Genomic DNA, 11,703 nt, shown 5'->3' with positions numbered 1-11,703 from the left:
TGCCCAAGCACCAGATGGTCGGCCGTCCCAATCAAGGCTGGAGCATTGCCAAGCGACTGCTCGAGCACGAACGCAAATGGTTCTCCGAGCTGGACGAGAGTCGCATCGGCCACATCGTTGGTGTCGGCGGTGCCACTGTCGTGTTGCCTACGCTCGCTCGGCAATATCTCGGTGACCGCGAGGGACGTATCGCCGATGAGACTTTGCGTGCCGAAATCATCGCGCATGACATCGACGAGCTGGCTTTGCACGCGACGTTGCTACGAATCAACGAGCAAGCACAGGCCGGTGGCAAAGACGATGGCAGCATGGCGTCGCTGTTCAAGTACTACGGCGCCAAGCTCTATAAAGAGCGCCACGAGCTGATGTTGAAGATCATGGGCACCCGCGCCCTTGGCTGGCAGGGCGAGCCGTTCTCGCGCACCGAGCTGGAGATCACGCGGCACTGGCTGCGATCCAAAGGCAACTCCATCGAAGGCGGCAGCAGCGAGATCCAACTGAACATCATTGCCAAGCGGCTGTTGGGCCTGCCCGATTAGCCCGTTGCGATTCCATTTAGAACTGTTCGAACAGGTAGAGCCATGAGCGCCACTTTTAAATATTTCAATACCACCGTCGAGGCGTCGGGCGTGCTGAGCGTGGCGATGAACCGGCCGCCGGTGAATGGCGTGGACCGCGACATGTATATAGAGATGGCGGAGCTCTTCAAACGACCGGATCAGGTCGGTGGAGATCTGCGAGCCATCGTGCTGTCCGGTGTCGGGCCGCATTTCTGTGCCGGCAACGATCTGGATGAGTTCGCGTCGATGACGCCGGAGAATGGCACCGAACGTATGTGGCGCGTGCGGGAGGCGTTCTTCGCAATCCAAGAGAGCCCGCTACCCGTGATCGCAGCGGTGCATGGAGCGGCGCTCGGGACGGGGCTGGCTATCGCAGCTTCCTGCGATTTCATTGTGGCGGCCAAGGATGCGAAGTTTGGATTGCCGGAGCTCACTGTGGGCGTCATGGGCGGCGCCAGGCACTTGGCTCGCATCGCTCCGCAGCCGTTGGTGCGGCGGATGTTCTTCACCGGCGAGCATATCCGGGCCACGGAGTTTGCCGCCGCCGGCGCCAGTCTCACGGTTTGCGAGGGTGCCGAATTGCATGCCACGGCCCATCGATTCGCTGAACGGATCGCCGCCCTGAGCCCGACCGCTGTGCGCCTGGGCAAGCAGATTCTCAACCGGGTGGAGTGGATGGACCTGCGCGCCGGCTACGAATTCGAGCAGGGCTACACGGTCCAGATGAGCGGGCATCCGGACTCCAAGGAGGCTCTGCAGGCGTTTCGGGAGCGCCGAGCGCCGGTCTACGCGGCCCGGAACGAGTCCTGGCGTATCGAGGCGTAGGCAAACGCCGCCGGCCCATTTATAGGTTGACGAAGCAACTTTCCGAATCCCGGACAGCCGCCAAAAAATAAATTCCTAGCGGCCGAATCCGGGGGCGATGACGCTATGCTTGCGCCTGTGAATCAGGCGCTCAACGAATGGTTTGTCCGTGAAGTGTTACCGCACGAGAGGGCGCTGGTGCGGTATTTGAGTCGCGTGTGGCGTACGCGCTCCGAGGTCGACGATCTGCTCCAGGAAGTTTACGTGCGAGTGTATGAGTCCGCGGAGAAGTCGCGGCCGGTCGCAGTCAAGTCATTCTTATTTACCTCGGCTCGCAACCTGATGACGGATCGTGCCCGCCGGGCGCGCGTGGTTGCCATCGAAGCTGTCGAGGACATCGAGGAACTGAGTTCGTGCGTCGATGAAGTCACTCCCGAACGCCGGTTGAGCGCTCGGCAGGAACTCAAGATGCTGGCCAGCGCCTTCGACAATTTGTCTCCCAGGTGTCGCGAGGTCGTCTGGCTGCGGCGAGTCGATGAGCTGTCGCAGAAGGAGGTCGCTGCTCGCTTAGGCGTGAGTGCGCGCACCGTGGAGACATATCTCATTCGAGGCATGCAGGCGGTTGCCGACGCGCTGTTCACCAAACCGGTGCTGAGAGTTGTGAAGCGGCATACGCGCCATGCCAAAACGGAGCCGGGACATGGAAAGCAGTAAAGTCGTCAAAGAACAAGCCGCGCAATGGCTGGTGAAGCAGGATAGCGGCGAGTGGAGCGCCGACGATCAGGCTGAGCTCCAGCAATGGTTGGATGCATCCACCGCGCATGTCGTGGCTTACATTCGTCTCGAAGCAGCGTGGCAGAAAGCCGACCGTCTCAAGTCGTTGGGCGCGGGCGTGGCGCCAGGCACGGTGCCGTCGTCAGTTCAGTGGCAGCTCTCGTCCGGGCCGGATGCCGTCGTGCCGAAGCCGAGAAATGCTTTTGCCTGGACGCAGCGCCCTAGGCTGTACGGCATCGCCGCCGGAATTGCGGGCGTCGTGGCGATTGGTGTCGCTTGGATGCTGATGGCCGCCGATCCGTCGTATCGAACCCCGGTGGGTGGCTTGGCGTCGGTGCCCATGCCTGACGGTTCCAAAGTTACTTTGAATACAGACAGTGTCGTGCGCATCGCGCTGTCCGATAACGAGCGGCGTGTGCGGCTGGATCGAGGCGAGGCTTACTTCGAAGTCGCCAAGGATCCGACTCGTCCGTTTGTTGTGGTGGCTGGTAATCAGCGCGTCATCGCGGTGGGTACGGCGTTCTCCGTCAAGCGCGGAACCCACGGCATTGAAGTGGCCGTGACCGAAGGCAAGGTTCGCATCGAAGGCGAACAACCGGTCGCGAGCAGTAAGGTAGATACCAGTGCGCTGGCCGCAGGCAGCGTCACTCGCGTGGACGGCAACAGTGTGCTGGTCGAGCGCCGAGCGGTGCAGGAGCTGGAACAGACGCTGAGTTGGCGCACTGGCTTTCTCACTTTCGAAGACACGACGCTGGCCGATGCGGTGAACGAATTCAATCGCTACAGCACCCGACGCATCGTGATTTCGGATCCGTCGATCGCGGCTATCCGGCTGACCGGCAAGTTCGAGTCGGCCAAGTACGAAGCATTCGTGCGTCTGTTGGAAGATGGCTTTTCGATTCGCGCCGAGCGCGATGGCGAGCAAATCGTTTTGCAGAAGCGCTGAGTCGCTGTCCGGTAAAACCGCGGCTGCTTCGTCACGGTGACCAACGGCCATAACAGAGCCGCATTGGGGAACCTGACATGTTGGATCGTTCGTTACCTAAAGCTGGATTGTTGGCGACGTTTTGCGCGCTCGCCCTCGCCACTGCCGCACAGGCTGACTCCCCGCAACCCATCGATGTGCCCGCCGGCGATCTGGCCACGGCACTCAAATCCTTGTCGCAACAGGTTCATGTAAACCTGGTCTACACGCCGGAAGGGGTTCGCGGTCTGAAGACTTCGGGCGTCAATGGCTCGCTCACCGCTGTCGATGCTGTTCGCAAGCTGCTGGAAGGCACCGGATTGAAGTTGAGCACGGACGCATCCACTGGCGCGATGTTGATCGTGCGCGATACGCAAGGTTCGGCTACCTCGTTTTCTCCGGGAGCAGGGCAGTCGGGCTCGCTCGCCGACACCATCGAAACCGTCAACGTCTTCGGCACGTTGGAGAATGAGCTGAGCGTGGGTTCCAAGTCCGGCCAGTCGCTGCGTGAGACTCCGAAGTCGGTGACCATCGTGACTCGCGAGCGCATCGAGGCACAGAACCTGATGACCGTGACGGACGCGCTCACTCAAGCGACTGGCGTGACTATCGTCAGCTACAGCGGTTCGTCGGAGCGGTTCATATTCTCGCGTGGCTTTCAGGTGAACACGCTGCAGATCGACGGCGGCGCCGCCGGTGTCACTGGCAGCTTCGGCTCCAACCTGACGCCGGACACCGCCGTCTATGAACGCGTCGAGATGCTTCGCGGCGTGGACGGAATGTTCACGGGCGCAGGTGAGCCTGGTGGTGTCATCAACCTGGTTCGCAAGCGAGCCAAGGCGACGCCTGAAGTGCAGGTCAACGTGTCGGCCGGCAGCTGGAATAACTATCGCGGTGAATTCGATTTCACCGGCCCGCTGACTGACGATGGTCGTTGGCGCGGCCGTGCGGTCGCGGCTTATCAGAACAGCGAGTACTACTACGATCGTGCTAGCTCCGATAGAAAGCTATTGTTCGCTACGACGGAGTACGACCTCACCGACTCGACGCTGCTGATCGCAGGCGCCAGCTACGAGCGTAGCAAGGAAGACAACTACTGGTTGCAGGGCATGCCGCGGTACTCGGATGGTCGCAGTCTGGACCTGCCGCGTAGTACGGCGTTCAACCCCGACTGGAATCATCGCTATGTGACCAGCAAGGAAGTGTTCGCCCGTGTCGAGCAGAAGTTCGGTGATACCGGCGTCGTGAAGTTGAATTACACGCATACGGAGCAGGAAACTGACCGCATGCTGATGGCGACGTATGGCTCAGTCGATCCGGTGACCTTGACCGGTACGCGTGCGTTGGGCAGCGCCGGCCACGACGAAGCCGTGCAGGACCTGCTCGATCTGTCGGTGAATGGCTTTTTCAACCTGTTTGGCCGCGAGCATCGTTACACCGTCGGTACCGACTATACAAAGGTCGACGGCAGCGGTCTGCGCGAGTACACGACGGTGGGCTATCTGTTCAATCTGGGCCCGGCCGTGAACGTGTTCGATTTCGATCCGTCGCTCTATCCCAAGCCTGAAGTGGTGCTGAACGGTTTGTACCCTGTGTATGAACAGACACAGCAAGGGTACTACGCCACCATTGGGTTGCAGTTGGCCGAGCCGTTGCGTTTGACGCTCGGCGGACGCTACGGTGAGTTTCGTTACGACCGAGTGCGCCAGGCCGTGCTTCCCACCGGTGCTTACGGTGCACAGAGCGTCACGAAATATAAGGACAGCGCATTTATTCCCAGCGCGGCGCTGACTTGGGACTTCGCCGAAGACTGGACCAGCTACGCCAGCTATGCACAGACTTTCAAAGTGCAGGCGTCGAGTCTGCAAGGGCCATTGCCCGGCACACCGCTCGATCCCATCACCGGCGATGGCTATGAGTTGGGCGTGAAAGGCGAGGTGCTGGGCTTCCTCAACACGGCGTTGGCGGTCTATCGCATCAACCGCGATGGCCAGGGTGTGCGCGATCCGTCCTATCCGGTGACGCCGGGGGCGAACGGTGCGAGCTGCTGCTTCATACAGCAGGCCAACATCACCACTGAAGGTATCGATGCCGAGGTCAGCGGCACGGTGCTGCCGGGATGGCAAATGTTTGCTGGCTACACTCACACCACCAGCGATTTCGAAGGTGGCCGCGCGCTCGGCGTGTACTACCTGAACATGACGCCGAAGAATCTGTTCAAGCTGTGGACCACCTGGCAGTTGCCCGGCAATTACTCGCGCTGGTCGGCGAATGCCGGCGTGATCGCTCAGTCCAAGAGTTATATCAGCGGTACGGTGGTGCGTCAGGGAGTCACGGGGGCGGTGCCGTTCGAGTTCACGCAAAGCTCCTACGCTGTTTGGAATGCGTCGCTGAAGTACCAACTGTCCGACACCTGGTCGATCGGTTTGTATGGCGACAATTTACTGGATAAGAAGTACTACCAGCTGCTCGGCAGCGCCGAGACTCAGAACGGCTACGGAGCGCCGCGCAGCTTCATGCTGACGGTGCGTGGTCACTGGTAAGTCTGTACTCGATCTGATGAAAGCGTTCATCGCAGCGGGCGGCTTCGCCGCCCGACTTGCGTGTCTAAGTTCTGCGTTGCTGCTTGCCGTCGCTGTTTTCGCAGCGCCGTGTTTGGCAGCCGATGGTGTAGAAGCGCAGATTGATGCCTTGTTTGCTGAATACAGCAACGGCAGCACTCCCGGTGCTGCCGTTGGCGTCTATCGAGGCGGGCAGATCGTATTCGCCAAAGGCTATGGCTTGGCGGATCTGGAGTACGGCGTTGCCATCACGCCGCAAACTCAGTTCCATGTGGCCAGCGTTTCCAAACAGTTCACGGCCTTTGCAATTGCGCTGCTGGCGCGAGAGGGCAAGCTCGATCTGCAGGCGGATGTGCGTCAGTACTTGCCGTTCTTTCCCGACCTGGGCCACAAGATCACGCCCCAACAGTTCGTCTATCACACCAGCGGTGTGCGCGATCAAATGGCGCTGTTCCAGATGGGCGGCAAAGAAATTCGCGATGTGCTGCGGCAGGAGCAAGTCGTCAACATGATGAGTCGGCAGCGCGGCTTGAACTTCGCGCCCGGCAGCAACTACATGTATTCGAACATGGGCTACTGCATGCTGGCGGAGATCGTGCGCTCCGTCAGCGGCCAGAGTCTGCGTCAGTTCACCACCCAGCGCATGTTCGAGCCGCTGGGCATGAGCCGCACCTTCTTCTTCGATGACGTGCGCGAGCTGGTGCCGGGTCGCGCCAACTCCTATCAACAGGAAAAGGATGGACGGTGGTTGCGCACGCTGCTCAACTATAACGTGGTCGGTACCACCGGCTTGTTCACCACCATCGAGGATCTGGCTCGCTGGACCGGAAATTTCAGTAAGCCGCGCGTCGGCGATGCAGCTCTCATCGAACAGGTGACTCGCGGCGGCACACTCACCGACGGCACACCGACTCACTACGGCTTCGGACTCATCGACAGCCCGGTCGGCGGACGTACCGCCATCAGTCATTCCGGTTCGGATGCGTCGTTCAAGACGTTCTTGATCTATTACCCGGAGAATGATCTGGCCATCGCCGTGCTGGCCAATACTCGAATGGCAGTGGAGGCCAAAGCGCAGACCATTGCAGATTTGTATCTGCCGCCGGCGCCGCCAGCAAAGCCGCAATCGAAACCACGAGAGATCAAAGCACCGGCCTGGTCTAAGAGATTGCCCGGCGCGTTTATCTCTCCGGCCATGATCGCACTGACGTTTGAACAGGATGGCAAGCAGTTGCTGGCTCGCCGGCGGACCCCGGGCCAGGCAGCGCCGGTGATTTTCCTAGCCGACGGTCGGTTTACTTTCGACATGGGCGACTGGGAACGAGCAAGTTACCAGCCCGTGTTCTCAGCTGACGGCGACATTGTGGCGCTCGAGCAAAAGATGACCTCCGGGCTGCCGGGGGCGCGCTTCGAAAGAGCCGCAAAAATCAGCAATTCCACGGTTACGTTGTCAGCTCTGGCGGGGGACTATCGTAGCGATGAACTCGATGTCACCTACAGCTTCAGCGTGGAGAACGGCAGCCTGGTCGGCCGCATGCTGTGGCTCGTGGAACCGATCAAGTTCAAACAAATCACCGCGGACTATTTCGACTCGGAGTCCTACACCGGCTGGGTGGATGCGATTCGCTTCGAGCGTGACGCGGATGGCGTGGCGACGGCGCTGAACATGCGCATGGTGGCCGGCATCGCCACCAATCTAGTGTTGCGTCGGGTCAGCAAAGGAAAATAATGAGAAGACTGAGCGCCTCGCTGCTGCTGGCGGTCACGTTGCTGCCGATGATTTGTGCCGCCGATGAATTCGACGCATTGCGCACTTCGATTCGCGACCACATGCAGAAGAACGATGTGCCTGCGGTGGCAGTGGCCGTGTGGCGCGACGGCAAGACCGTTTGGGCCGAAGGCTTCGGCTGGGCGGACAAGGAGCATCAGGTGCCGGCCACGCCGGACACCATGTTCTGTCTGGCCTCGCTGACCAAGACGCTTACCGCCACTGGCCTGATGACGCTGGTGCAGGCCGGCAAGATCGATCTGGATCGGCCGGCGAACGATTATCTCGGTGCAGATCAGCTGACCATGCGAGTCGGCGATCCGAAGGCCGTGACGGTGCGCAGTCTCGCCAATCACACGTCGGGGTTGCCAGCGGGCGAACAATTCTTTTACGGCGCCGATGTGCCGAAGCTGCCGGCCATGAGCGAAGTCATTCGCCGTTACGGCATCGTGGCCGCACCGGCCGGCGAGCGGTATCGATACTCCAATTTGGGTTACGGCATTCTGGGCCGTTTGCTGGAACAGGTATCGGGACGTAGCTATCCGGACTTCATGCGCGAGGCGTTGTTCCAGCCGCTGGGAATGACCCATGCCTCGGTGAACATCGCGCCGGAACTGCGGCAGCATCAGGCTGTGCGGTACGACCTGGATCGCAAGCCGATTCCTTACTATGTCTCGGCGCAACCAGCGGCCGGCTTGGTGTATGCGAGCGCAAGCGACATCGCCCGCTTCGGGCAGTTCCTGTTGAAGAATCGCTCCAGCGAGCGGAAAGCCATCTTGAGCAATGCCTCTATCGATCGCATGTCGAGCGATCCGATTCGCGAGCAGGGCAGTCCGGCGCTGGCGGCTGGAGATGCAAGCGGCTACGGCGTTGGCTTGTTCGTACGCAACCAGGGCGGCTATCGCACGCTTGGTCATTCGGGTGCGGGCTCGGGTGTCAGTTCGGATTTCGCGATCGTTCCTGAGCAGAATCTTGGCGTGGTGGTGCTTGCCAATGCCGATGGCGGCACGAGCGGACTGCGCAAGATGTTGCTCAAAGGATTGCTGCCTCGATGGCAAGAGCCGGCGCCTGCGCCGCCGGCCAAGGTGGAGCCTTTCCAGCCGTCATCGCAACTGGTCGGCACCTGGCAGGGCAAGATTCAAACCTATGAAGGTGAGCAGTCGATTCAATTAAAAGTGCTCGCTGCTGGCGACGTGCATGTTCGCGTCGGCGGTCCGCCGCGCTTCGGCGCCAACCGCAGTACTTTTCAGCAGGATGCCTTGGTCAACGACATCGAGTTCGTCGACGGTGCGTTCACTGGCCGCTCGCTAGCGCAACTGGTGACAACAGACTCGAAGCGCGTACCGCACACGACCTCACTGAATCTAAAGCTGCGTGGTGACAAGCTCAGCGGCACGGTGAATGCCGAGTCAGTCTACGAAGGGTTCTGGATTTATGGCCTGCCGTATTGGACGGAACTGAGCAAGGTCGAGCTGTGAGAAGGGGAGTGGCGTCGGTGCTCTAGCCGCTCGCTGCGATTGCTTTTGCTGGCCCGGGCCGTCTACCGGGCACGATGCAGAACTATGCTGCCAAGTCAGCGATTTCCCTGGTCATCGCTCTGGTCGCTATGGCCCAGGCCCAGGCCAAGGAAGACATCGAGTTCGTGCAGGAGCATCTGCCGGAAGTGGCGATGGACAATCGCTACGCGACGTTACCTTTGTGGAATACCTCGGTCACCGAGATGATGCCCGGGGTCAATGCGCAGGCATCGTTCGGGGATACCAGCGCCGGCAGTCTGTCGATCAGCGGGCCGATGTTTTCGCTGGCTCGCGAGTGGAGCCTGTCGCCGCGTTGGCAACTGCGCGTGTTTGGTTTCTTCGATAGCTTTCAGTTACGCAGCGGCTTGGAGCGGCGTGACTTGCAGACGCTGTTTGCTCCGCAGACGCCGCTGTTGCGTCCCGTTGCCGCTGAGTTCTCGGGGTTGGACGGCAAGGCCACCGACCTTGGCATCGGTGCCGCTGTTGGCTGGGACTCGACCAAAGGGTTTCTCGGCGAGCATCGCTGGGTGGGCGGCGTGCTGTGGCAACGAATGTCGCTCGAAGACTATCGATTTCAGTATCGGATCACCGCCGGGCCGGCCGCTGGGGTCAACGGCACCATCGACTTCGATGGTGACTATGCGCACGTCGTACCGTTCGCAGGCCTCGAGCTGCCGCGTCATTACGGGCGGTGGTCCACCAATACCCATGCACTGCTGGCGTTGCCATTGCCGCGCCGAGGAGTGCTCGGACACATCACCGGGCCCGGCTTTGATATCTACGGCGACACGTCGCAGGCCGGCAATGGCAAACATTTCGGCGATCCGTCGCTGACGCTGGGCTACACGGTGACTTACGACCCGGCGCATCTCTCCGTCGATCTAGGCACGCTGCTGACTCAAGGATTGCTCGAGCCATACGTACATCGCGGCATCGAACGCAACCTGTTGTTGTCGTTTTCGGTCGAGTGGTGAGGTTCCGGCGGGTATTGGCGCCAGCCTGAGCTGGCGTCGACACCTGGACGCTCTATATCATCGCGCCCCGGGAATCTCTGGGAGTTGCCTGAAATTGAGCGTTGTAGGTGGCGGGCACGCGGTTGTCGTAGGCGGTGGAGTCGTTGGTCTGGCGTGCGCTCACGCTTTGCTGGCGCGTGGCTGCAAGGTTACGTTGCTCGATCGGGCTCAACCGGGTGCGGGCTGCTCGTGGGGCAATGCGGGTTGGATCGTGCCGAGCTTCTCGATGCCGTTGGCAGCACCCGGGCAGATCGGTCGGGCCATGCGCTCGCTGTTGGACAAAGACGGCCCGCTGCACCTGGAAATGTCGGCGTTGCCTCGCTTGCTGCCCTGGTTGTGGCAGTTCAATACTCACTGCAATTCAGATGACTACCGAGCCGGCGCTCAGGCGCTGGTGCGGCTCAATGCACGCACCATGCAGTGCTTCGATGAGCTGACGGCGCGAGGCGTGCAGTTCGAGGAGCATCGTCGGGGCGTGCTGTTTCTATGTCTCGACCCGCGAGAGCTGCAGGGCATGCATCGCAAGCTCCAGCAGCTGGCCGAGTGGGGCGGCAGTCCGGTGGAAATGCTGTCGCTTGCGGCGGTTCGCGAGTTGGAGCCTGCTGTTACCGATGCCGTTTGCGGTGCTTTGATTATTCGAGGCGAGCGACACGTCCGGCCGGACTCACTCACTGCGGGTTTGCTGGCATCGATTCGAGCGGCCGGCGCCGATGTGAGAAGCAACGTTTCCGTGCTGGATTGGAAGGTTCGCGACGGGCGCATCGTTGCTGCCCAGACGTCAGAGGGAGAAATCGGCGGCGATCACTTCGTCGTCGCGACGGGTGTGCATTCACGCACGCTGGTGAAAAATCTCATGGGCAATCTGCCGCTGCACGGGGGCAGAGGCTACAGCATCACTTATGAGTCCAACGGCCCCGGATTGAGGAACGCGGTGGACCTGGTCGAAGCGGGCGTGGTGTGTTCGCCGTTCAACAACGGGTGGCGCATTGCTGGCTTGATGGATCTTTCCACGGCGGATGCCCAGTCTCCGCCGCCACCGCCCGCGGCCCGAGTCGCATCGCTACGGCGGGCGGCGCAGAGTTATCTGCGTGCTGATGCGAGTGCCTTCGCTGCAGGATTTGAGTGGAGCGGACAACGGCCTCTAACGAGCGATGGGTTGCCGGTCATCGGCCGCATGCCGAAGATCGCGAACGGCTACTTGGCCACCGGCCACGGCATGCTCGGCGTGACGATGGCGCCAGTCACTGCGGAGTTGATTGCTGAGCAAATCACCACGGGTCGTGCGAACGCCGCTGCGTCGGCGTTCGTGCCGGAGCGATTTGGCGCCTGATCGCGCATCTCTTCAGGGCCGGCGTCACTGGAGATACGCGAAGAATGCTCCGCAGGCGGGAATTGTCACGCGCTGCTGTTCCCACGTCGCATGCGGGAATCCGTGTCCGGTCAGCACTTCGATTGGGCCGTCGTCAGGCAGGCGAACGGTTCGCGCTGACCTCGCGAAGTTGAAACACGCCAGCAGCTTCTGACCTTGGTACTCGCGAATAAAACAAAGCGCATCCTCAGGCGCGTCGACGAAACGAATATCCCCGTAACGTAGTGCCGGCTGCTCACGTCGCCAGCGCATAAACACCCGGTACGCATTCAACACTGAGCCCGGCTCTGACTGTTGCCGGTTCACCGCGAGCGTTCGATGCTCCGGCGGAACGGGTAGCCAGGGTGTGCCAGTGGAGAACCCGCAGCCGGCC

10 protein-coding genes are annotated in these 11,703 nt (G+C 61.0%); 9 read left to right on the top strand and 1 reads right to left on the bottom strand.

What is annotated here, in order from left to right; translation table 11 throughout:
• From JNL55_RS13145 to JNL55_RS13105, 9 genes are all read left to right on the top strand, one after another.
• Nucleotides 1–539: acyl-CoA dehydrogenase family protein (locus tag JNL55_RS13145; protein ID WP_293853598.1), on the top strand; the 539-nt coding region annotated here is incomplete at its 5' end.
• 42 nt (nucleotides 540–581) lie between these two features.
• Nucleotides 582–1,385, top strand: coding sequence for an enoyl-CoA hydratase-related protein (locus JNL55_RS13140; RefSeq protein WP_293853596.1), 804 nt, complete (start codon nucleotides 582–584; stop codon nucleotides 1,383–1,385).
• A 105-nt stretch (nucleotides 1,386–1,490) separates the two neighbouring features.
• The gene (locus JNL55_RS13135; RefSeq protein WP_293853594.1) at nucleotides 1,491–2,078 is read left to right on the top strand and encodes an RNA polymerase sigma factor; all 588 of its coding nucleotides are present in this window, start codon (nucleotides 1,491–1,493) and stop codon (nucleotides 2,076–2,078) included.
• Nucleotides 2,065–3,084, top strand: a complete 1,020-nt coding sequence (locus JNL55_RS13130) for a FecR family protein (RefSeq protein WP_293853592.1) — start codon at nucleotides 2,065–2,067, stop codon at nucleotides 3,082–3,084. Before JNL55_RS13135 ends, JNL55_RS13130 begins: the two co-directional genes overlap by 14 nt.
• 77 nt (nucleotides 3,085–3,161) lie before the next feature.
• On the top strand, nucleotides 3,162–5,645 hold the full coding sequence (locus tag JNL55_RS13125; RefSeq protein ID WP_293853589.1) for a TonB-dependent siderophore receptor: 2,484 nt from the start codon (nucleotides 3,162–3,164) through the stop codon (nucleotides 5,643–5,645).
• Nucleotides 5,646–5,661: 16 nt separating this feature from the next.
• A complete protein-coding gene (locus tag JNL55_RS13120) occupies nucleotides 5,662–7,392 on the top strand; it encodes a serine hydrolase domain-containing protein (protein ID WP_293853587.1) in 1,731 nt (576 codons plus the stop codon).
• On the top strand, nucleotides 7,392–8,909 hold the full coding sequence (locus JNL55_RS13115) for a serine hydrolase domain-containing protein (protein ID WP_293853585.1): 1,518 nt from the start codon (nucleotides 7,392–7,394) through the stop codon (nucleotides 8,907–8,909). The genes JNL55_RS13120 and JNL55_RS13115 overlap by 1 nt, the downstream gene beginning before the upstream one ends.
• A 74-nt stretch (nucleotides 8,910–8,983) precedes the next feature.
• Nucleotides 8,984–9,922 (top strand): hypothetical protein, encoded by a 939-nt coding sequence (locus tag JNL55_RS13110; RefSeq protein WP_293853583.1) that lies wholly within the window; start codon nucleotides 8,984–8,986, stop codon nucleotides 9,920–9,922.
• Nucleotides 9,923–10,016: 94 nt separating this feature from the next.
• Nucleotides 10,017–11,291 carry an NAD(P)/FAD-dependent oxidoreductase gene (locus JNL55_RS13105; protein ID WP_293853581.1) on the top strand — a complete coding sequence of 425 codons (1,275 nt, stop codon included), beginning with the start codon at nucleotides 10,017–10,019 and terminating at the stop codon, nucleotides 11,289–11,291.
• 24 nt (nucleotides 11,292–11,315) lie between these two features.
• Here JNL55_RS13105 and JNL55_RS13100 read toward each other — a convergent pair.
• The coding region (locus JNL55_RS13100; RefSeq protein ID WP_293853578.1) for an alpha-glucosidase C-terminal domain-containing protein at nucleotides 11,316–11,703 on the bottom strand (388 nt) is incomplete at its 5' end.

Origin of the sequence: Steroidobacter sp. (assembly GCF_016790065.1) — a bacterium.
GTDB lineage: Bacteria > Pseudomonadota > Gammaproteobacteria > Steroidobacterales > Steroidobacteraceae > Steroidobacter.
The sequence above is the reverse complement of the archived record's forward strand: the minus strand, read 5'-3'. Positions and strand labels throughout refer to the sequence as shown.

Excerpts from the sequence above, each read along its gene's own strand:
- JNL55_RS13135 (WP_293853594.1), top strand. The coding sequence starts at position 1,491 with ATGCTTGCGCCTGTGAATCAGGCGCTCAACGAATGGTTTGTCCGTGAA.
- JNL55_RS13110 (WP_293853583.1), top strand. The coding sequence starts at position 8,984 with ATGCAGAACTATGCTGCCAAGTCAGCGATTTCCCTGGTCATCGCTCTG.
- JNL55_RS13115 (WP_293853585.1), top strand. The coding sequence starts at position 7,392 with ATGAGAAGACTGAGCGCCTCGCTGCTGCTGGCGGTCACGTTGCTGCCG.
- JNL55_RS13130 (WP_293853592.1), top strand. The coding sequence starts at position 2,065 with ATGGAAAGCAGTAAAGTCGTCAAAGAACAAGCCGCGCAATGGCTGGTG.
- JNL55_RS13125 (WP_293853589.1), top strand. The coding sequence starts at position 3,162 with ATGTTGGATCGTTCGTTACCTAAAGCTGGATTGTTGGCGACGTTTTGC.
- JNL55_RS13140 (WP_293853596.1), top strand. The coding sequence starts at position 582 with ATGAGCGCCACTTTTAAATATTTCAATACCACCGTCGAGGCGTCGGGC.
- JNL55_RS13120 (WP_293853587.1), top strand. The coding sequence starts at position 5,662 with ATGAAAGCGTTCATCGCAGCGGGCGGCTTCGCCGCCCGACTTGCGTGT.